The sequence below is a fragment of the Bradyrhizobium embrapense genome (assembly GCF_001189235.2).
Lineage (GTDB): Bacteria > Pseudomonadota > Alphaproteobacteria > Rhizobiales > Xanthobacteraceae > Bradyrhizobium > Bradyrhizobium embrapense.
On sequence record NZ_LFIP02000007.1, the window covers coordinates 52,358 to 74,537 of the forward strand.

The window sequence follows — 22,180 nt, forward strand, 5'->3', positions numbered from 1 at the left end:
ACTTTCTAGGTTGTCAGATTGCGGCAAGCGCCTTGTGCAGATCGCGGACAATGTCGTCGACGTCCTCGATGCCGACGCAAAGCCGGATCGAACCGCCAAATATGCCCGCGGCCTCGCGCTTTTCTCGTGGAACGGTTGTGTGTGTCGTGGAGACGGGATGCGTCACCAGTGTGCGCGCATCCCCAACATTCGAAACGTGATACATCAAGTCGACGTTCTGGATGAACTTGCGTCCGGCCAGCTCGTCCTCCACCTCAAACATGACCATTGCGCCGTGCCCATATGCCGGGTTGAGCGTCTGGTCGACGGTTTCCCGATCGGCGCCTTCGAAGAGCCCCGGATAGAAAACACGGCGCACCTTTGGATGCTTCTTGAGAGCGTCTGCGACGACCCTGGCGTTGGCGCAGTGCTGCTTCATGCGAAGCGGCAGCGTCTCAAGCCCCTGGATCAGTTGGAAGCTCGCAAACGGAGCGATCGCAGCCCCGGTATCGCGCAGCCAAGTCATGCGAGCCTTCAGCAGAAACTCGCTTTTTCCAAGATCGTCGACATCCTGCAGCGCGCTGCGCCAGATAATCCCGCCATGCGCCTCGTCAGGACCGTTGAACAACGGAAAGCGGGAGGCTCCGCGGTAGCTGAACTTTCCATTGTCGACAATCAGCCCGCCCAACGTGGTGCCGTGACCGCATATGTATTTCGTCGCGGAGTACGTCGTGATCGCAGCACCGAGATCTGACGGCCGGCATACCAGTGGCGTCGTGGTATTATCCACCACCAGGGGAACGCCGTACTTCCGACCGATCTCCGCCAGTTGCTTGACCGGAAGCGGAATCAGACAGGGGTTCGAAATCACCTCTCCGAACAGGCATATCGTGCGATCATCGATGGCACGTTCGAACGTCTCGGGCCTTCGAGGATCCGCCGTCCTGACGCTGATGCCAAGACGCTTCAGCGTGTTATGGAGCAGGTTCCAGGTATTGCCATACAGATAGGGCGAGGCGACGACATTATCCCCGACCTGCCCGCTTGCCAGGTTGACGATGGCAAGGAAGGTTGCCGCTTGCCCTGATGCGACGGCGAGCGAATCCCTTCCCGTATCGACCGCCGCATACCTTCTTTCCAGCGCGCGGGTCGTCGGATTGATGATCCTTGTATAGGTGAACCCATCAGCCTTTACGTTGTAGACGTCGGCAATGTGGTTCAGATCGCCATCGAGTTCATAAGCCGTGTTCTGATATATCGGCACGGCCACAGCCTTCGTCACCGGGTCGCGACGGTAACCCGCGTGCAGAACGGCAGTCTCGGGGGACCATGGCACCTGCGCGCTTGCTGCCACGCGAGGCGGCACCTTGACGAGGGCCTGGGACGTCTCATGGGCGGATATTGGTCGCGCTGCCGCACCCTGACCAGGGCGGAAGTATGTCCGGAAGGCGCAACCCAACTGCTGAATCCAACCGGATTGAATTTCCCCGATGCAGCCGATCCGGAAACTCCGCGTCGCAATGTGCAGCTTGGAGTAGATGTAGAGGTTGTGGCTCGCCAGGTGGCGATACAGCCCATCGAATGCTGCCTGATCCGCCATCCCCGACGGCGCAACGAACGCAACGCAGACCGGCGACTGCACGTTGGCGGCCAGCAGCGGGGAGACCACTCCTTCGAGTTCGTTGAGCAGATCGTCCCTGACCTTCTCATACCTGCGTCGACGGGCAGGAATGCTCTCTTCCTCCAGGATCTCCAGTGCCCTGGTCGTTGCCTGAACGATGTGGGTGGGAGGTGTCGAACGCCATTCACCTGTGCGCTCCAGCGAGAGCCATTGGTCTCTCACGTCGAGCACAAATGACCTCGGCTCTTGAACCGCTTTCTCCAACAGTTCGCGAGAGGCGATGACAAACGCTACGCCCGGAGGCCCCTCTATGCACTTGTTGCTCGACGTGACCAGGACGTCAGGGCCCCCCTTGCTCAGGTCAATATCGATGCCGCCAAAAGAACTCATCCCGTCGACGATCGTCTTCACGCCAAGCCGCCTCGCCTCCTCCACGATCGCATCCAGCGGATTGACGATGCCGGTCGTGGTCTCGCAATGAACGAAACACAGGTGCGTAACGCCAGGATTTCGGTTCAGATGCTCGCCGATCTCCTGAGGATCCAAAGGGTCGGTCGCCCGCTTGGCAAGCGTCTGCGCTTCGACACCCCATAGCCGCAGCATCTTGTATATGCGCTCGCCATAGATGCCGTTTATGCAAACGAGTGGTTTGTGGGCTGAAGACACGAATGTTGACAGAGCGGCTTCCATCGCAAAAGAGCCGCCTCCCTGAATCGGGACCACCGAATAGTCGTCGGCATTTGCCAGCAAATCGAGGATCAGCCGCCGCATGCGGGCGGTCACTTCCTTGAACTCGCAATCGCGCGATGCAAGGTCAAGCTGCATTTGGCTCCTGACATCCAGCGATAACGACAATGGACCAGGCGTCAGCAAAGAACGCTGTCTTGTCACACTATTCCCCCTCAGTTGTATTCAACGATGCATCTGGAACAAAACCGCCCCAGCAATCGAGACGGCGAGCGCCGTTCAAGAGCTTTGCGCCCTGCGCGATAGAGCCCCGGTGCGCTCCGGATCGGCAGTCGAAGAAGCTGCCCAGGGACAACCTGCACATCCAGTCGCGGATGCGATGTGACGTCTCGCGAGGCTCTTGAGCGATGTCATTCAGATCTCCCAACTGTTCGCATTATGACCGCCCCTCAAACCCCATTTGGCGCGACGCGCCACTCCGATCCCGCCATACGCATCCCGCAGATTTGAGCGCGAGTGTCGGCTTGTCGCCGCGCGTCGACAGTTCAACCGGACGGCTTACGCGGCGCCACTCCGGCAATATTGAAGTCGGATTAGCCGTGCGCGTCCGACCGTGGCGGCCGGCCCGGATCAGCACGGCGCATTTGATGATCGCCGCTTCCTGCGTGAGCCTAAGACTTGAGACATTCTCACACTGTCGCTCGTTGGAGATTTTTGTACGCTGACGACCCTCGCCGTCTATTTTTCAGATGGTACAACTTGACGTTAGGTGCGTTTCAACCCTCTCCGGCATTTTCTCGTGTGAATTTTTCCTGACGTACGCGTCCACCTTCGGGAGACAAGACGACCTGTGCGGAGGTTCTCGGACGAGCTCCGTAGTCGCCTGGAGTTCAATGACGCTGTCGGAAATCACCTGAGCTCGATGGCCACGGACAGGTGAGCTAGCCTGCTCCGCCCGCTGTTGCGTGCGCGGCGCTTTGCCACATCGGCAAACAGATACGCCGTCTGTTTGCGTTCGATGGAGCGTCCGGAAAGCGGACTTTGGAGCGAGACGATGAGCGCATAGCCGGATGGCGAAGAGTAAGCAGCTTGCGCGGGCTCGAAGGCAGGTTTCTGACAGAACGATGATGGTCTAGAACGCGCGTTGCTTAGGAAATCGCTAGATGATTAAACCTCCTGAGAGCCGCACGTTTTGATCGCAAGTCATGCGCGGTCTGTCAGCAACCGGCCGCTCGATTTCCGTCCTGTCTGCGTAGTGTTCTGTCCCGTAAGTCCGTAGCATAGTTATTGCATTGGTTTCGGGTATCCTGATCGAAGGAGATACCCGATGCGCACCGGACGGCCGAAGGCGCCGCTGACGATTTCGAGTGACGAACGTACGCAACTCACGGCCATCACGCGGTCGCGCTCGTTCCCTGCGGCGCTGACGCTGCGGGCAAAGATCGTGCTGGCCTGCGAACTTGAACCGAGCAATGTCATCGTGGCGACGCGGCTTGGTGTCAGCCCCCATACGATAGGCAAAGGGCTCAATCGGTTCGTCGCAGATCGGATCGAGGGACTCTACGACGAGATGCGTACAGGCCTCGCACGGTTGAGGATGAGGCTGTGGCCGAGATGATCACCAAGACACTCGCTCGCAAGCCCAAAGCCGCAACCCATTCGAGCGTGCGCCATCGCCTAAGAGACGGGCATTGCCAAGAGCACCGTTCATCGCTTGTTCCAACTCTTCGGGCTGCAGCCTCACCGCACTCGCAGCTTCAAACTCTCGACCGATCTCTTCTTTGTCGAGAAGCTGCGCGATGTGGTCGGGCTCTATCTCAATCCGCCTGACAAGGCCGTGGTGCTTGGCGTCGATGAGAAGAGCCAAATTCAGCCCTCGAACGAACCCAGCCCATGCTTCCTATGGGGTTCGGCTACATCGAAGGCGTCACCCACGACTACGAGCGTCATGGCACAACCGCTCTGTTCGCCGCCCTTAACGTGCTCGACGGCGCAATCACCGCTCCATCGTCAACAGGAGTTCCTCGCCTTCCTGCGCCACAGCGAAGCTAAGTGCCGCCCCAACTGGACATCCATCTCGTCGTCGATAACTACGCCACCCACAAGCATCCCAAGGTTAGGACCTGGCTCGCCCGACGCCCGCGTGGGCACATTCACTTCACGCCAACCTACGCCTCCTGGCTGAACCAGGTCGAACGCTACTTCGCGCTCATCACCCAACGTGCGATCCGGCGGGGATCGTTCGATTCCACCGCCGACCTCGTCAAAAAAAATCGACCGCTTTATCCGCATCCACAATGCAGATGCTCGTCCCTTCGTCTGGACCGCAACTGCCGACTCCATTCTCCAGACCTCGCGCGACTTTGTCAGCGAATTTGCCGGACAGAACACTAGGTCGCGCGTGCCACGTTCATGTGGGGCACCTCTGCCGTTTCGAGATGGCCGCGCCTGGCTCGGCGCGTTTGAATTGTCGGACGAGGTTGATACAACAGCACTGAGCAGGGCGAGCTTCGCCTGGCTCGAGGGGTGTGCCCACTCGAGGCGAAGAGACTGTTCATACCGATCAGTGCGCGCGATATCGACAATCAACCTTGTAAGCGGCAAGGTCACGGTTGCGCTCCCATGACCTTGGCCGGTATCCGGTCCGCGCTCGCCTCGCCGCAAAGATGGGCATGCAGCGCGACCACGCATTGATCCGCGCTCCTGTTATTACGCTTTCCCGGGACGATGGTGAGATCGGCAAGTTGATAGAACGGTTCGCGATCGCGGATCAATTGCGTGATCTTGTCCTCCCGGTCCTCGGTCTGCAACAGCGGGCGGGTCGTGTCACGAGCAAGGCGCTTCCTGATCTCACCCGCGTCGGTATTGAGCCAGATCGAGACCCCTTTCTCGGCGACGCGGCGCCGCGTCTCCTCACGCATGAACGCGCCGCCACCAGTGGCGAGCACCGTGGGTCCCCGCTCGAGACACCCCGCGATCAAACTCGCCTCGAGGTCTCTGAAGTACTGCTCCCCTTTGGTCGAAAAAATGTCCGTGATCGACATGCGAGTCATCGCCTCAATCTTTTTGTCGGAGTCGATGAAAGGCAGCCCTAGTCGTCGCGCAAGATGTGGGCCAATAGTGGATTTGCCGGAGCTGGGCATGCCGACGAGCACGATCGGCCGGCCGTCGAGGGCCGCGACAACCTCCTTTGCGGTCGGTGATCGCTCGAACGTCCCTGTTTGTCGGCTAGATCGCAGCGCAAAGCCAGCGCCGACGCCAGCTGTACGCGCCTCTTCGATTGAAAAGTGGGGAATGTTTTTGACACCATCGGGTATCGCAACTTCTCTGCAGACCTCGCGCACGCGCTGCGTGAGCTGCTCTATCTTACGGTCATCCGGTGCATCGCTTCTGCGCAGTCGCTGGAGCTCCTTATAAGTATCGTGATTGGCAATTTTGGCTTTGTAGCTGGCCGGCGTATGAAACTCCGCCTCGAAGTGGTAACCATCCGGCGTGGCGAGCACAGTCTTGATGCCGACAAAGGTCGGAGCGTTCATCCTGAACCAGTTTGCTGTGCTGATTTCGGTGTAGCCTTGCTTCTCAAACGACAGAATGGCTTTCCGGAAGGCCTTTGCAAAATCCTTATCGGACACTTCGAAGACATGGCGCACGGCGTTGCTGATCAGCTGTGAGGCGCCTTCGGGGACATCATTCACAACCATAAGCTGGTCTCTGAGGGAGCTTTCTGTCTTCAATCGACGGCCGAGATGGGGCATCTTCACATCGATGCCCGTTTGTCGGAGATCCTCGGCAACCTGAAGCGCCGCTGCAGTGATCGCTTTCTCTTCGACTGCGGCGCGCGCCACCTCGGTTTGGGCGCGCTCCGAGGCCAGTTCGCGAGTTAGCGTCAATTTGACGGCAGTATCCTCGGCAGGCTGCCGGTCAAAGGGGCGAGGCAGAATCCCTTTCTCCGCAGCAAGATTGATCGAGGCCTCCATGATTGAAGCCGCCAATGTGGGATTGTCCTTCAGATCCTCCAAAGTCGTGTCGACATTGAACATCCCGTGATTAAGGGTCGCCGCCATGCTCCTGACATAGGGCACCGACTTCAGGCCCGGCGCCTGCTGCAGGAGGCTCTGGAGCCGTTGGCTTTTCTTCATAAACAGCTGGACGCTGGTGTCGGATTTAAAGGCGTCCGTTCCGACCTTGATGCCGAGGCTCAAGAGGTTGCCTGCGCTTTGCACGAGGTCATCGGCAATGTACCCATCCGGCCGTGGACTGATGCGCGGAGGACAATTGTCGAGCAGGGCCTGGATACGCTCGCGCGGGTGAGTGGCAGCCGGATAGGTCTCCGCCAGGTTTGGGAAAAGCTCTGTAAGCGCCGGGCTCACCGTCAGCTTGGTATCGCGCGCGCTTTCGACCGTTTCGGGCAGCACCTGCTCATCCATGCTTGCTGCCCATGCCTCAAGCTCGGTGACGAGGAACTCGGCAATTTCGTGGGCGACTGCATGATCTGCAAGCTTGATCTCGGGCCTCGCTCTATCGAGCATGTGCTCGACATCCTGGGCGCTCACCTGCTCCTGGGTCAGCAATTGACGGATGTCGCGATGAAGTTCGTGATGAAACCCCTCGAAAGTTCCAAACACTGCGCGCTCGGCAAACCAACGCCGTGCTTGATGGGATTGCGCCAGAAAACTCCGCTGCAGGCCGCTATAAGTCTCCAAAGTATCCCGCGTCGCCGCGAGGATCTGGCTGGCACGACTGAATTTGTAATCATTGCCCTCGATTGCCGGCGTATGCGACTTTGGTGGCTTGAGCGAGCGAACCCCGCGGGCTTGCTCCTTGTCATCGAACAGGCGAACATGCTCATAAAACTGCGGCCGGTCACCGACGATCACAATCGTATCTCCGTCGAAATCGCCGTCGAGCTTTATCTGCTCACCGGTCGGGACGGCGACCAACGAACCCGGAGCAAACACCTCGGTCGCCTGCAGGATGCCGACGCAGTCGACCAGCGTGTCCGCCTTGACGCGGTCCTTGCCCTCGGTCCAGCTCGAATGGCACTTGACGTCCTCAGCCGACATCACCAGGCCACGATCGGCGTAGTCGGCCGGCCACAGCTCGTCCGGCACCACGATCAGAATGCCTTTGGCAAAGAAGCTCGGATCGTCGGCCGCCAGTTGCTCCCGCGACTTCTCAGCGACGCTGAAACTGTATTGCATGGCCACGCATCTATCGAGGAATGCCGCAGTCGGGTCCCCATCAGCGGCTGACTTGACGCGTTCGTGGGCAAGCGGGCGCAGGTTGGGATTGTCATAGGGAGACCGCCCGATCAGCACGCCCCCCGTTCCCGTCAACGTCTCGCTCTTGCGCTGTGACACATGGAGATAATCGTCACTGGACGGGACGGCAACCGCGCCGGAACCGTCGATGTGGCCTGCTGTCACCATACGAAACAGATGCTCGCCTATCAGGCTTTCTCCTCCTCTGCTCTCCAGCCAAGCCTTGGCTTTCTCGCGCGCCTCGCCTGCCACTCGCTCACTACGCGGATAATGTTGCAGCGCCGAGGCCGGTACGAACGATCTGCTTGCTTCGCCATAGGCCGGCATCCGATCGGGACCTTCCTTCGGGCCGGCACGGCGAACGGCGAGCATACGCTCGGCGAGTGAGGCCTTGATGAAGCCACAGCCGTCATGCGGTCGCAGAGCAATCGGGCCTTCCGGTCCGGTCAGTCTGAAGGGATGCGCCACGTTGGCCGGGCGGTCTGGCGCCAGCAACAGCTTGAAAGCGCCCTCGAGCGCGTAGTCGTGAGGGCCGAGATCCTTGATTGCGGGGGGCGCCGCAAATCCCCTACGCTGAGTGTACCAATAAGCCTCTTTGAAGGGCGCCCAGGCGCGCATCAGCTTTTCGAAAGACGTGCCCGGAGCTGTTTCGGCATAGGGAATGGCGAGCAGCTTTCCTCCCGAAGGTGCTATTGCCGGCTTGGCTGGAGCACGGGCGGCGATTTCGAGCACGGTCGGTTTTGGTGCCTTCAACTTGCTGCCGCCGAACAGGTCCATGCGGTAGGGCACCCCCTTATACGTGAACGTGCGCGCCAGCATGAGGGCGCTCGGCTTTGCTGGCAGCTGGACGGCGACCACCTCGATCGCCCCTGAGGTCAGCCGATGAAAGATCGAGTATCGTGTCTCGGGATCCGTGGCCAGCGGCCGTCCCTGCATGTCCACCACCGGCAACCGCATCAGACCAGCCTTGCCCTGTGGGGGCCTCGGCTCGTGATCCATGGCTCGCAATACCTCGTGAACATCGAATATGGACGCAGGATATTTGTCTTGGATCGTTGCGGCGTTCTGCTCGACGAATGCGTCCAGCGCATCGACCGGGCTCTCTGCCTCGATTTGCGCGATCAGGTTCCAGCTCATGTTGGAAAGATCACCCTGGATGAGGTCGCGCGTCCTGGCCAGGGTCTCTTTGGTACCGTGCCGGAGCTCTTGCTGCCTCTTGCGCAAATCGGCCTTCTTGCCCTCGATATCCGGTCGCTTGAACATGTTCGCCAGGACCGCACGAGCTTTCATCATCTGATAGATCGAGAGCGCAGGACCGCGACTGGCGAGCGGCCCACGGGTTCGCTCTGCCGCGCTTGCATTGAAGTGCGCCGCAATCTTTTGCTCCACGACCGGCTGGAGATCGTTCAGCAAGTGGAGAGCCACTCTGCGGTGCCAGCGCAGGTGCGCGCTGCGCGCCAGCGGCACCAGCGCGGCACAGAGATTGCCCATGGTTTCGAGATTATTCTCAGCGGCAAAACCAGGGGCACGATGCAGTTCGTTGAGCCGATCCAACCCGGTCGGGGCGAGTGAGCCCAGATCCTCGAACAGCCGAGCCTTCGACAAGGCCTTGAAAATGCTGGCTATGGTCCGAACATCGCTCTGCTCCAGCCGATCATTGTCATAGTGAAGGTGATGGGCCAACTGATGCAAACGATCCTTCAGCAGAGCGGTCTCTGTGATCTCGCCCGCCTCCTCTCCTCTCACGATACTTCGCCCCAGGGCATTGGCGATCATGCCGAACTGAGGCGTCGTGAAGGTACCGAAGCGTTGGCCTGCCCGGCCTAGTCCGCGTGCGACATCCACCAGCGCCCGGTGACACGCTGCGTCGTCGGGCCACTTGCTGAAGCCATTTATCAGATGTGCCATCTGCTGCGGCGTGAAATCGGAGAGCGGGCGGCGACCGACCTCACCCGCGATTACGGCCGCGGCTTGGCAAGTGCCCGGGTCTTCCGACCACTTGCTGAATCCGTTCACCAGATTCGCCAGCGCCTGCTGAGTAAAATGGGAGAGTTGATCGCCACGGCGGCGGACCTCACGAGCGATCGCGATCGTCGCTTGGCCCGCAGATGCTTCCTCGGGCCATTTGCTGAAACCGTTCGCCAGGTTCGCCAGCGCCTGCGGGTCAAAACGCAAGAGCTGGGACGGCACCTGACCTGCGATTGCGACGGCAGCCTCGCGACAGTCCACCGCGTCCGGCCATTTGCTAAAGCCGTTCACAAGCTTTGCCAGCTCCTGCGGGTCAAAACGCAAGAGCTGGGACGGCACCCCACCGGCGATTGCGACGGCAGCCTCGCGACAGCCCGTCGCGTCCGGCCATTTGCTGAAACCGTTCACCAGTTGAACCAGCTGCTGCGGGGCAAAACGCAAGAGCTGAGATGGCACCCGACCTGCGATTGCGACGGCAGCCTCGCGACAGCCCACCGCGTCCGGCCATTTGCTGAAACCGTTCACCAGGTTCGCCAGGTGCTGCGGGACAAAACGCAAGAGCTTGGCCGGCACCTGACCTGCGATTGCAACGGCAGCCTCGCGACAGCCCACCACGTCCGGCCATTTGCTGAAACCGTTCACCAGATTCGCCAGCGCCTGCGGGTCAAAACGCAAGAGCTGGGACGACACCTGACCTGCGATTGCGACGGCAGCCTCGCGACACTCCACCGCGTCCGGCCATTTGCTGAAACCGTTCACCAGGTTCGCCTGCGCCTGSGGGTCAAAACGCAAGAGTTGGGACGGCACCTGACCTGCGATTGCGACGGCAGCCTCGCGACAGCCCGCCGCGTCCGGCCATTTGCTGAAACCGTTCACCAGGTCCATCAGCTCCTGCGGGGCAAAACGCAGGAGCTTTGACGGCACCTGACCTGCGATTGCGACGGCAGCCTTGCGACAGCCCGCGGCGTCCGGCCATTTGCTGAAGCCGTTCACCAGGTTCGCCAGCGCCTGCGGATCAAAACGCAAGAGCTGGGACGGCACCTGACCTGCGATTGCGACGGCAGCCTCACGACAGCCCGCCGCGTCCGGCCATTTGCTGAAACCGTTCACCAGGTTCGCAAGGTGCTGCAGGTCAAAACGCAAGAGCTTGGCCGGCACCTGACCGGCGATTGCGACGGCAGCCTCGCGACACTCCACCGCGTCCGGCCATTTGCTGAAACCGTTCACCAGATTCGCCAGGTGCTGCGGCTCAAAACGCAAGAGCTTAGACGGCACCTCACCGGCGATTGCGACGGCGGCCTCGCGACAGCTCGCCGCGTCCGGCCATTTGCTAAAACCGTTCACTAGGTTCGCCAGTTCCTGCGGGGCAAAACGMAAGAGCATTGACGGCACCTCACCGGCGATTGCGACGGCCGCCTCGCGACAGCCCGCCGCGTCCGGCCATTTGCTGAAACCGTTCACCAGGTTCGCCAGCCCCTGCGGAGCAAAACGCAAGAGCTGGGACGGCACCTCACCGGCGATTGCGGCGGCAGCCTCACGACAGTCCGCCGCGTTCGGCCATTTGCTGAAACCGTTCACCAGGTTGGCCAGCGCCTGCGGGTCAAAACGCGAGAGCTGGGACGGCACCTCACCGGCGATTGCGACGGCAGCCTCGCGACAGCTCGCCACCGAGGAATGTCGGCCGAACGATAACGCAAACAAAGAGAGTGCGATGGGATCGATTTGCTTCATAAGCGTCTTGTCGAGGCGCGACAACCGAACCGCTAAGGCCTGGCAAGCTCTTATGCCGGCCTCACCTCCAGCTTCCCGGCTCAGCTCATTGCATGTCGTGGCGTATCCCCACGAGGACCGGATATTTTCCTCCAACAGCGGCACAAATCGAGCATCGAAGCGGGCAGCTGCGGTTTGCAGAAAGTCTGAACGATCCTGCCTTCCCAGCTGCTTGCTGTAACGTACAACTGCGCGTGAGAAAACGCCGATGTCGCGAGCGCTGGCGATTTCCCTTAAGGCGGCATTTAGTTCATCCGAACGTCTAGAACGCCTTTCCGGTGTTCCAACTTGGACAGTCTGCAGGGCAGCATTGTCGACATGCGACCTTCCGGTTCGGCCGCTTCGGTCAGAGATGGATTGGCCATGCGGCGCTAGCCTGCCTGTTTGCGGGCGGTCAGTGGTCCGATCGGCGCGTTGCCGGTCACCATCCGAAGCCGATGGAGTAATTTCCAGATTGGCTGCGCCACGATCAGGTCCATGGGCTCGCTCCGAGCTCCCAGGCTGCAATGGTTGCGCAGGCGCATCGCCGACGCACCACCTTCCTGGTCTACCACTTCCCTCAGACACGGACTGCGTATCCAGTGGGCGTCTGCTCGCGTGCGAGCTTTCAGCCTCTCGAGCGTCGCGCCATAGCTCCTCGCCACTTTGACGCGAGAAGCCTGCATCTCGCCTTGGTCTCCCACTGTGCGTTCTATAAGGTCTTTGCAGGCCCGGGGTTTGGACATTCTGGATAGGCGCATCGTGGACGCGCCCCCCTTCTGGTCCATCCGCTTCGCGCGACGGGAGAGGGCGCCTTAGCGGGCTTTCCGTCTCTGGATCATCGCGCGGCAGTTCCCCATCCGTTCGCGACGAGCCGGATTCCGGCAAGGAGCGCAAACGACGACGACTTCCACCGATTGCGGCCTGCAACGCGACCCCGAGGAGCCGATGTGCACCGGAGGAGGGAGCAGCAAATCGGCCTGCACCGCTGTCGCGCTGCATGCTGCGAGAATCCGAAGGACCTGAATCCTGAAGCTCGGACCGCATCCGATCCACAATGGAACCGAACGATGGCCCCTCTTCACCAGGAGCACAAGCCGGTTTGGCGCTAGAACCGTCAGCGCCTCGACCTTCAGCGGCATCAAATTCCGAAATGGGCGACTTGTCGCCCTCGTCAATGCGTCTCATTATCTTTATCCAATGTACCTGGATGCCCTGCCTGACGATTGCGACACTCACTTGTCGGCTCGACCGCTATCCTCGTGGTCTGATGAGCCACCGAATGACTTCGTCGAATCAGCAACTGCCAAACACGCGAAGCTCTTTGAATTGCATGCTCCCGTTTAGGCACAAGAGACTTCGAGCTCGCGGTGAACGCAAGCGGAGCCAAGTACGTCCCCTTTTTCGCTGCCCATGTGCTGACCGATCGCCGTGATTCCTTCGCCCTTCGATTGCCCATCGGCAACGCGACAGGCGTATTGAAGACTGCAAATGATGTGCCCATTCCGATCACCTAGAGGCTGGCTCGCGATCAGTATCGTGTATGGTGCAGTCGAGCGACGGACAGCATGCGCAACTCCGATTAGGGCCCGCAAACCGAAAGTAGAACATAGCACAAAAGAAAATGGTTGCTTCATTCGTCAGTGCTTTCGCGGGCATGTCTGCGCGAACTGTACAACTTGACGCAGGGTCCGATTCAAGCCCTGCGCTCTATGTCGCGTGAGTGGCACTCCTGAACTTTCGTCGCTCTTCCGTCATAGGCTTTGCGGCGACGCGCACCCGAGCCAAGCTCGACTCTGTTGGATGGTCAACGGCGCTCGCAATTCGAGAAATCGACGAAAGGCCAATACCTCGGTCAAAATCAGCTATGAGCCCATCGCGATCGAAAGTTTGCGTTTGTTGACTGCCCCACCTAACGCATCCTCCATGCGTTTGCTTATGAACAGCTGACGAACTCAAGCAGGATCCAGGGAACCCACGGCGAATGCGTGATTCTCCGGTCTTAGCGCGAGTGGTCGCCGGCTTAGGCAGATGTTGTGGAGAGCGTTGATGACTGCCGGATGATGACTCCACAGAGCAAGTTCAGGAGCACTATCGTCGTTTGCAGGATCACAGGTCGAAAGGTTTGAAAAACGAGACGCTTGCGAGATCTGATTGGCCGCGACGGACAATGCGACAACCAGCATCGTCGAAATTCTCTGTGCGGGCGCTGATCGCGTCAATGAGACAATGACCGGTTGCTATATGAGTCTATTGCGACCATTCCTTTAATCATAGATTATCGAGTTGCGCGTACTGAAAAGAATTATCGATCACGTAGGTCATTCTGCATTGGGGCATATCGACGCTGGCGCGCTCGGACATGATGACGCGATCCGCGTCCGGATCGCACTATGCGTATTTCCCCCGAAAGCTTGTTCCTGCTTTTCGTTTGCGGTAAGCACATAAGCCGCTGATCGAAAGATCAAATGCAATGGCGACGGATGTGATTTTTCGCTAGCGGTTGGTCCTTAGTGCTACTTCGAAATCCGAGATCTCGTCTTTTACAATGGCCGGCGTCCCCACCCGAGCCTTGACGGGGCCACCCCGGATCAAGCTTACTTCAGCTCGCTGCCGTTCCGCGGCAGCTTAACTCGGCAGAAGCTCCACTTATCGACGCGGAATTGCTGTTCAGACAACCGAGGCCAGCTCTGACCCCGTACCGGATCGAAGATGGTAGCTGCCGCAGATCAGTCGGTATTCGGCGTCGTCGCCATGGTGAAGGTGCCATCGAACGTCAGATTGCCGTTGGCGTTGTAGGTCGGCGTGACCGATCCAAACGCGCTGACTTCCGTGCCATTGCTTAACGAGCCGCGCGTGGAGGTCCGACACGTTCGCCTGCCAATTCTGCAAGTTTTTCGTGCCGCCTTCTTGCATCATCTCCTGCGTTTCCGAGTCCTTGGCGATCCGATCGATCACTCGAACCGCCAGCGGCACGAGGTCTCTAGTGTTCTGTCCCGCAAATTCGCTGACAAAGTCGCGCGAGTTTCTGGAGAATGGAGTCGGCAGTCGCGGTCCAGACGAAGGGACGAGCATCTGCATTGTGGGTGCGGATAAAGCGGTCGATTTTTTTTGACGAGGTCGGCGGTGGAATCGAACGATCCCCGCCGGATCGCACGTTGGGTGATGAGCGCGAAGTAGCGTTCGACCTGGTTGAGCCAGGAGGCGTAGGTTGGCGTGAAGTGAATGTGCCCACGCGGGCGTCGGGCGAGCCAGGTCCTAACCTTGGGATGCTTGTGGGTGGCGTAGTTATCGACGACGAGATGGATGTCCAGTTGGGGCGGCACTTAGCTTCGCTGTGGCGCAGGAAGGCGAGGAACTCCTGTTGACGATGGAGCGGTGATTGCGCCGTCGAGCATGTTAAGGGCGGCGAACAGAGCGGTTGTGCCATGACGCTCGTAGTCGTGGGTGACGCCTTCGATGTAGCCGAACCCCATAGGAAGCATGGGCTGGGTTCGTTCGAGGGCTGAATTTGGCTCTTCTCATCGACGCCAAGCACCACGGCCTTGTCAGGCGGATTGAGATAGAGCCCGACCACATCGCGCAGCTTCTCGACAAAGAAGATATCGGTCGAGAGTTTGAAGCTGCGAGTGCGGTGAGGCTGCAGCCCGAAGAGTTGGAACAAGCGATGAACGGTGCTCTTGGCAATGCCCGTCTCTTAGGCGATGGCGCACGCTCGAATGGGTTGCGGCTTTGGGCTTGCGAGCGAGTGTCTTGGTGATCATCTCGGCCACAGCCTCATCCTCAACCGTGCGAGGCCTGTACGCATCTCGTCGTAGAGTCCCTCGATCCGATCTGCGACGAGCCGATTGAGCCCTTTGCCTATCGTATGGGGGCTGACACCAAGCCGCGTCGCCACGATGACATTGCTCGGTTCAAGTTCGCAGGCCAGCACGATCTTTGCCCGCAGCGTCAGCGCCGCAGGGAACGAGCGCGACCGCGTGATGGCCGTGAGTTGCGTACGTTCGTCACTCGAAATCGTCAGCGGCGCCTTCGGCCGTCCGGTGCGCATCGGGTATCTCCTTCGATCAGGATACCCGAAACCAATGCAATAACTATGCTACGGACTTAGGGGACAGAACACTAGCCGCTGCGCTCTGTCGAGTACTGCCTGTTTGCTACTCTTGCATGGTGACCCACTTGGCACATGAATTGCTGCGAATCTTATCGGCTTGGCTGTTTATCTTCACACCCCCCAAGGCAGGCCAAGCTGGCGAAGCAAACTTGGCGCGGGTGGCTCCTTCAAACACCCGCGCCTTCTTTCCGAAGCGCTAATGGTGGAGAGTTTCGGCAACAGACGCGCTGAGAAGATCAACATCTGGTCCGTAGGATGCATTAGAATGCATGCCGGTTTTGGGGGGGGGGGGGGGGCGAAAGGACAAATCGAAGCTCGCCTGGTACTTGCGGCGAATTAGGAGCTGGCTCGTGCGCCAGCCTCTCACGATCCCTTCACGGGGGTGTGCCGTAGGGCGCGGCCTCAGATTCATTTCGGCTCTCCAGGAAGCGCTTTACTCAGCCGATTTCGAGAAGCGAGTCTCACCTCAGAAAAATTCTCGATGACACGTTTTGTTGCTCGCTTGATGGGTTCACTTAAACCTGATTCCAACTGTTTCCCTCGGGCCGTGGCAACAAACTGTCGAGAGGCAGTTTCGGGTGATCGTTGACGGACCCGGTGAGAATATCGATGGCACGGCTGCTGAAATATCGGCCGAGTTCTTACCTAGGCACACGCGGACGCCGCCGAGCACCGGCACATTGCCCGGCATCCTTGGCGTTTCACCACCCCCGACTAACTCGGCGTGCCTTTTAGACTGCCGCCATAAGCCGCAACCTCCGCCCAACAATCGGCGGTCTCATAAATCCGCACACTCGCGCAATTGGAAATGCGATCAAAGAACCAACGGGCGATGATCTCGGCGGTTGGGTTCTCCAATCCATCGACATCGTTGAGCAGTCGGTGATCGACGCGCTTCAACAGCGGCTCCAGTTCGGCATCCATCTCAGCGAAGTCCCTCACGAAGCCCCTCGCGTCCACCCCTCCGCGCATCACCACTTCCATACGATAGTTGTGGCCGTGTAGGTTCTTGCATTTATGGCCATCGGGGAGATGGGGAAGGCGATGAGCTGATTCAAAACTATAGGTGCGGCCAATCAGCGTGATCACTGCATCATCGTCGTTCATTCCGTAACTCCCTCGCGCCGACAATTTGCTCCGCAGGCAAGGGCCTACTAACCCTCGCCGGCCCTTCTTTATCAGATTGACGGAGCAATGCCAGGCCGAGCAAGGCGGAGAGAGCAGAGCCGAGGCCCGGGAGTATCAGCGTGACAGCATAACCAAACCTCGCCACGGCAAACCCACTCGCTGCGAAGCCCACCAACGCTGACGCCGACATTACCGAAGTCAGAAACGTGACATCTGTCCCTGCCTTGCCCGGCCGGGCGAGCCCGAGAAACCAGTTCGTGAATGTAACATGCTGAACAGCGAGTGCCGCGAAAACGATGCCGACGCCCACGACGGCGCTTACGCGAACGCTGACGTAGCGATCAACCATCGCAAGTGCGCCGAAACTTATCGCCATGACTGCGCAGCCCCCGATCAAGCCTCGCTGCGGTGCCATTTGGCCGATGATGGCGCTGGTCAGCGGCGCTACCACCGTATACGTCAATACGTTCGAAAGCGCTCCGATCCATCCAATGTCGGCTGCGGCGAAGCCGAGGTCAACGAGCCGTAACTGAACCGTCGCGAACGCCACAGCGATCCCGATAACTGCCGGCACGATCAATGCGGGAGTCGTCCACAGACCATGGTAGCGAAAGATCGCGGAGATCGAGAGGCGCTGCGTCGAGCTCCATCGGTCGCTGCGTTGGAGCGGTTCAGAAATAGCGAACACCCAACCAGCGAAAACGGCTAGCAGTATCGCCAAACCCAACAAAGCTGGACGCCAACCGACCATCTCGATCAATTGGAGGCAGACGGCGCCGCCGATGACATGGCCGATGGCCCGCCCCCAACCCAGCAGCGCTGCGCCGAGCGGCCGTTCGCTGGAAGTGAGAGCTTCGGCTATATAGCCCAAAGATGCGATCCGCTGCGTGGCAGCAATGGTCGCAAGTACCAGGGAAACAAGGAAAAGCGAGACAAAATCGGTTTTTGGATTCAAGAACGCCATCGCTGCCAGCACAATGGTACTGGCGACTTGGGTCAGCAAGATCCACGAACGTCTCAGCCCGAGACGATTGAGGCTCCATCGATCCACCACCGGGGCCCAAAGGAAGTTAACGGTGAATGCAAAGAAAGCGGTGCCATATAGGCCGACCAGTTCCAAGCTGGCACCGTTGCCCCGAAGGATCACGGGATGGCCGAATAGATGAACGCGATCGCCAGATACTGCTGACTAGCCAACGCAACCATCCCAATGAGTGGCACGTAACGATTTCCCATCTGCCTATTCCTCCCGAAATCGATTCCGCACGTGCCTTAAGAGAACGGTTTGAACTGATAGCGGCTAGCCGTTATCGGTTCGGATCAGGCCATACTCGATGAATGCAGACCGCACCTGCCCTTCATCTTGTTGAGCCCAATTGCCTTCCCAGTAGACGGCACTGTCGACGTCACATTGACAAGCAAGGCTCCCTGACGGACGCCAGTCGCAGCCATCGCCGACCCAGCGCGTCTCCAGTTCCTCAGGGAGGTCGACAGCGTCATCGCTGGTTAGAAATCCACGGTCCGAGGAGAAGGTGCACTTGCCCGTGGCGTTGTCCTCTCCAAGGGTCGCGCTTGTCGGCAGCAACGCCAGCGCGGCGGCGACGGCTGTGTCTGCCCGCATCATCACGTCTTCACCACGCGTTCGTGCAATCGGGTAATGGCGTCGATCGCCGACAGGATCGCTCCTTCCTGCCATGGCAGCTGCGAGGCGTGCTCGCCTGCCAGCGCGATGCGGCCGTCGATCTGGCACAGATTGCGGTAGTGCTGGGCGCGGGCGGCCTCGGTCCACTGGCCGACGCAGCCGAGCGTGAACGGCACGCGATGCCAGGCCACCGCGACGCCGTGCTCGAATTCGCTTCGGTATTGCGGATGGATCGCGGCGCCGAACTCGACCGCGCTGGCGACCCGCTCGGCCGGCGTCATCGCGGTGAACTCGAACGAATTGGCGCCGCCATACATGTAGGCACCGAGCAGGATGCCGCGGCCGCCGCGGTTGAAGCCGTAGTTCGGATAGGCGATCTGCTGGATCGGCAGGTCGGTGTAGCTGATACCGCCGTAGATCGCCTCATCCTCCTCCCAGAACCGCCGCTTGAACTGCAGCCCGACTTTCACCGAGGCGGCATAGGGCAAGGAATCGATCGCATTCTTCATCGGCGCGCCGACGTCGACCGGCAGCTGGCTCAGGATCGGCAGCGGGATGGTGCAGATGCACCAGTCGGCGGTCGCCTGCTGCACCGCCGATGGACTGGCGGTGTCGACATAGCTCACGGTGACGCCCGAGCCGTTCTGCTGGATCTGCGTCACCTTGGAATTGTAGCGGATGAGATCGCCGACCTCGCGCGCGAACGCCTTGCCGATCATGTCCATGCCGCCGATCGGCTGGAACATCGTCATCTGGAAATCGTAGCGTGCAAAACTTTGCAGATAGCGCCACATCCGCGACCGCAAGAGCTCCTGGAGCGGGATCGGGTCGCTCGGCAGCGGATCGCCCATCAAGCCGCCGCCGGGATTGCGCGCATAACCGCGGAACTCGGCGGAGCCGAGGTTGGCATTGTACTTGTAGTCGCGATCCAGCGCACCCCAGTCGCGCAGCGCCTGGAGCAGGATCTCCTGATCTTCCTTGGTGACGAACTCGTCGAGCCTGCCCTGCTGGCTGATCTTCGCCAGCAGCTCCGCCACCCCGCCCTGGAAATCGGCCTTGATGCTGCGAAAGCGTTGCGGCTTGCCGCCGAATGCACGCGTCGCGTGCAGATAGGCGTTGTGGTTGAGCTGGATGAAGGGTTCCAGCGTCACGTTGAGGCGGCGGCAGTAGTCGAGCAGCGCGCGGTGATGATAGGGAATCCGCCACGGGCCGGGATTGAGATAGAGCCCCTGCTCGAACTGGCAGGTCTGCTTGAAGCCGCCGAGCTCGGTAAAGCTGTCGCCGCCCCGGATCGACCAGTTGCGGCCGCCTGAACGGCTGTTGAATTCGAGGATCTGGACCTTGTAGCCGGCCTTGCGCAGCTCCAGCGCCGCCGTCATGCCGGCAAGTCCCGCGCCGAGGATCAGCACCGAAGCGCCCTTCACGTCGCCCGCGAGCTTGAGCGGCCCCTTATAGGCGGACTCGGATGCGAAGCCGAGGCTCGTCATCGCGTGATACATCGCCGAACTGCCGGCGATGGTCCCGATCAGCGCCAGCAAATCCCGCCGCCTGATCACCGATTCGTTCTGCACCTGCGATCATCCCTCGGCTCGTTCCGACGAAGACGACGGCTCGTGCGATCGGTTTCAAGAAGCGCGCACATTGCAGTGCAGACTGGTCGCACTGCCGCGGTGCGCCTGCGAGACCGTCTTCGATCATGTCATTTTCGATCATGTCATTCCCACATTGGTCCTGTACCGCGTCGTTCCTGGTCGATAAACCAAACATAGCTATCTAACCGGCATTCTGAGGTCGCTAGCCCGATCCGCGGTCGCTTCAGGGGCAGGAGCTGGTCAGTACACTTGAGTTGATGAACCAACGACCGGTCACCTCTGGCGGCTATTAGCGAGCGGTCGATTAGGGCTCGATGCATCGAAGACGCAGATGTTTCATTCCTGGAGGCGTCGCTTGCCGTCCGATGGAAAGCGACGCAGTTGATCACGCGACAGGAAGAACTTGGGCGGCTTCTTAAGCACTCGACTGACCCTGTTGTGCACCAGCAAGAGCGATGCCAACATTTCATGACATCGAAAGGCGGAGAAGCGGACTACCCAGATGTGAAGTAGGCCGGACGATGACTAATATCGTCATAGGGTGTTGCCGATATTCCATGGTGACTTTCGAACTCAATATCGGAGGCTGTTCTAGCCGCACGACCAAGCCGCTTTGCCGGCTATTACCGACGCAGCGAACCAGTGGAACTCAGGAACTCCGTGCGCTTGGCCATAGAGCGGCAAAACTATTCACGCTTCTGAACGCTTGCGATCGGCTATTTCGTATCGCTTGTGTGCCGGTGGTATTGAACCCGACATTGTTCGATGTCAGACCCTCGAAGCGGATGACGCTGAAAAGTGCGGTGATTGGATTGATCTTGTCATCAAGTGCAACGATAGTCGCCTCAGCCGACCGCGAACCGTCTCAGTTGCTCCTCTCGATCGAACAGCTGAGGATTGCAGCATTAGCATGCCCGCCTTCCTGGTCAGCCCACAGCTTGGGTCGCGCCGGCGACACTAGTCACGCAGCTTGTGTGATCGAAGCCGCTTGTGGTCGGCATTTTTCTTGATGACAACCGTCACGATCCAACTATCTACCTTGCTGTGCTTCAGAACGCGTATCCGCCCGATGTCGGTTTGCACCAGTGTCCCTGCAGGCGCGAGGTACCAGATATGACGTCTGCTATCAACGATAGCGGAACAGCTCCACAAAACTGTCAAGTGTGAGACTAGGGGGATCAATCATGCAGGAAATCCCCATGCTGCATCACAACGCGCGGGAACTCCCCGACCGAGATGCGTTCGCGCATCGAGTCGCGCTTAAGCTTGGAGGCTTCCGGAGCCGAAGTTTATCCGATCGTATGAGCTCACCCCGGCTTGAGCGGCTTTTCGAGTCCTTGCCAGCGATAGATCGCAAATGACAGCACCCAACTGACCAGGAAGATGCCAACTACAAGATAGCCGAAATTGGCCAAGCTGGCGTTGAGATCGTCCACCGCGCTCCAGAAGGTGCCTTCAAGGGCCAATTTATTAGCGAGCAGGCCAAGTGTTTCGATGCCGCCGATCAGCAACGCCACGACGACTGAGATTGCCGTAATGGTCAGATTGTACCAGATCTTGCGGATCGGATTGAGGAAAGCCCAGCCATACGCCCCGACCATCAAGACGCTGTCGGTCGTATCGAGAAGCATCATGCCGGCGGCGAAGAGAGCCGGAAATATCATCACCGTGCTGAAGTCCAGCCCTCCCGAAGCTTGACCGGCTGCGACGGTGAAAAGGCTGATTTCCGTCGCGGTATCGAATCCGAGGCCGAACAACAGACCGACCGCGAACATCTGCCAGCTCGCCGTCACCATGCGAAACAGAGGGCGCAAGAGCCGGGACAGCAAGCCACGACCGGACAGAAGCAGATCGAACTCATGCTCTCCAATTCGTTCGCCACGCCGCGCACGCTGAAAGCTCCGCCAGACATCCCGTAGGATCACAAGATTGATGGCAGCAATCGTCAGCAAGAAGAAGGCTGATGCACCGGTGCCGATGATGCTGCCGACCGCCCGGAACTCCTGGAAACCGCTTTGCAGGGCGAGCGCCGCAGCAGCGATCGCGGCGACCGCTACTGCAACCGACAAGGAATGGCCAAGGGCGAAGAAAAGTCCGACCGCGAGAGGGTGCCTGCCATCCTGCATCAGCTTGCGAACGACATTGTCGATGGTCGCAATATGATCTGCATCGACGGCGTGCCGAAGGCCGAGCACATAGGCCAGCAAGGCTGTCGCCAGCAGCGTCGGCCTGTCGGACAGCGCTACGATGGCCCAGGTCCAGGCCAAGCAATTGATAACCAACAAGAAGGCATAGAGCGAGATGATACGACTACGCGAGGCCGCCGATGCGTCGTCTAAGGCAAGCTTTAGATATGTGAACATGATCTTGCTTCGGTAGCGCGTCTAGGCATGAGTTTGGTCACGAACGTTTCCTGTTGCATAAGCGCCGCGCACGCCA

Annotated in this window: 8 protein-coding genes and 2 pseudogenes; 1 reads left to right on the top strand and 9 read right to left on the bottom strand. The window is 59.6% G+C overall.

The window, feature by feature from the left end; genetic code table 11:
• Nucleotides 1-13: 13 nt before the first annotated feature.
• Complete coding sequence (locus AKN83_RS41910; RefSeq protein ID WP_206600815.1) at nucleotides 14-2,425, bottom strand: 2-aminoethylphosphonate--pyruvate transaminase; 2,412 nt, start codon at nucleotides 2,423-2,425, stop codon at nucleotides 14-16.
• 1,189 nt (nucleotides 2,426-3,614) lie between these two features.
• On the opposite strand from AKN83_RS41910, the pseudogene AKN83_RS27655 reads away from it, so the two are divergent.
• Nucleotides 3,615-4,681, top strand: a pseudogene (locus AKN83_RS27655) (IS630 family transposase).
• Nucleotides 4,682-4,893: 212 nt separating this feature from the next.
• Here AKN83_RS27655 and AKN83_RS27660 read toward each other — a convergent pair.
• The 8 genes and pseudogenes from AKN83_RS27660 to AKN83_RS27695 form a co-directional block, all read right to left on the bottom strand.
• A complete protein-coding gene (locus AKN83_RS27660; protein WP_244522120.1) occupies nucleotides 4,894-11,247 on the bottom strand; it encodes a shikimate kinase in 6,354 nt (2,117 codons plus the stop codon).
• Between the two features lie 2,688 nt (nucleotides 11,248-13,935).
• Entirely contained in the window at nucleotides 13,936-14,346 is a 411-nt protein-coding gene (locus AKN83_RS27665) for a hypothetical protein (protein ID WP_206600819.1), read from the bottom strand.
• A pseudogene (locus AKN83_RS27670) lies at nucleotides 14,249-15,316 on the bottom strand (IS630 family transposase). The gene AKN83_RS27665 and the pseudogene AKN83_RS27670 overlap by 98 nt, the downstream one beginning before the upstream one ends.
• A 777-nt stretch (nucleotides 15,317-16,093) precedes the next feature.
• On the bottom strand, nucleotides 16,094-16,486 hold the full coding sequence (gene queD / locus AKN83_RS27675; protein WP_050404855.1) for a 6-carboxytetrahydropterin synthase QueD: 393 nt from the start codon (nucleotides 16,484-16,486) through the stop codon (nucleotides 16,094-16,096).
• Complete coding sequence (locus tag AKN83_RS27680; protein WP_050404856.1) at nucleotides 16,473-17,654, bottom strand: MFS transporter; 1,182 nt, start codon at nucleotides 17,652-17,654, stop codon at nucleotides 16,473-16,475. The genes queD and AKN83_RS27680 overlap by 14 nt, the downstream gene beginning before the upstream one ends.
• Before the next feature lie 153 nt (nucleotides 17,655-17,807).
• A complete protein-coding gene (locus AKN83_RS27685) occupies nucleotides 17,808-18,131 on the bottom strand; it encodes a hypothetical protein (protein ID WP_050404857.1) in 324 nt (107 codons plus the stop codon).
• Nucleotides 18,131-19,720 carry an NAD(P)/FAD-dependent oxidoreductase gene (locus AKN83_RS27690; RefSeq protein ID WP_083992265.1) on the bottom strand — a complete coding sequence of 530 codons (1,590 nt, stop codon included), beginning with the start codon at nucleotides 19,718-19,720 and terminating at the stop codon, nucleotides 18,131-18,133. Before AKN83_RS27690 ends, AKN83_RS27685 begins: the two co-directional genes overlap by 1 nt.
• Before the next feature lie 1,328 nt (nucleotides 19,721-21,048).
• Entirely contained in the window at nucleotides 21,049-22,104 is a 1,056-nt protein-coding gene (locus tag AKN83_RS27695) for a HoxN/HupN/NixA family nickel/cobalt transporter (RefSeq protein WP_050404858.1), read from the bottom strand.
• Nucleotides 22,105-22,180 lie beyond the last annotated feature (76 nt).

Excerpts from the sequence above, each read along its gene's own strand:
- AKN83_RS41910 (WP_206600815.1), bottom strand. The coding sequence starts at position 2,425 with ATGCAGCTTGACCTTGCATCGCGCGATTGCGAGTTCAAGGAAGTGACC.
- AKN83_RS27665 (WP_206600819.1), bottom strand. The coding sequence starts at position 14,346 with ATGCAGATGCTCGTCCCTTCGTCTGGACCGCGACTGCCGACTCCATTC.
- queD (WP_050404855.1), bottom strand. The coding sequence starts at position 16,486 with ATGAACGACGATGATGCAGTGATCACGCTGATTGGCCGCACCTATAGT.
- AKN83_RS27685 (WP_050404857.1), bottom strand. The coding sequence starts at position 18,131 with ATGATGCGGGCAGACACAGCCGTCGCCGCCGCGCTGGCGTTGCTGCCG.
- AKN83_RS27695 (WP_050404858.1), bottom strand. The coding sequence starts at position 22,104 with ATGTTCACATATCTAAAGCTTGCCTTAGACGACGCATCGGCGGCCTCG.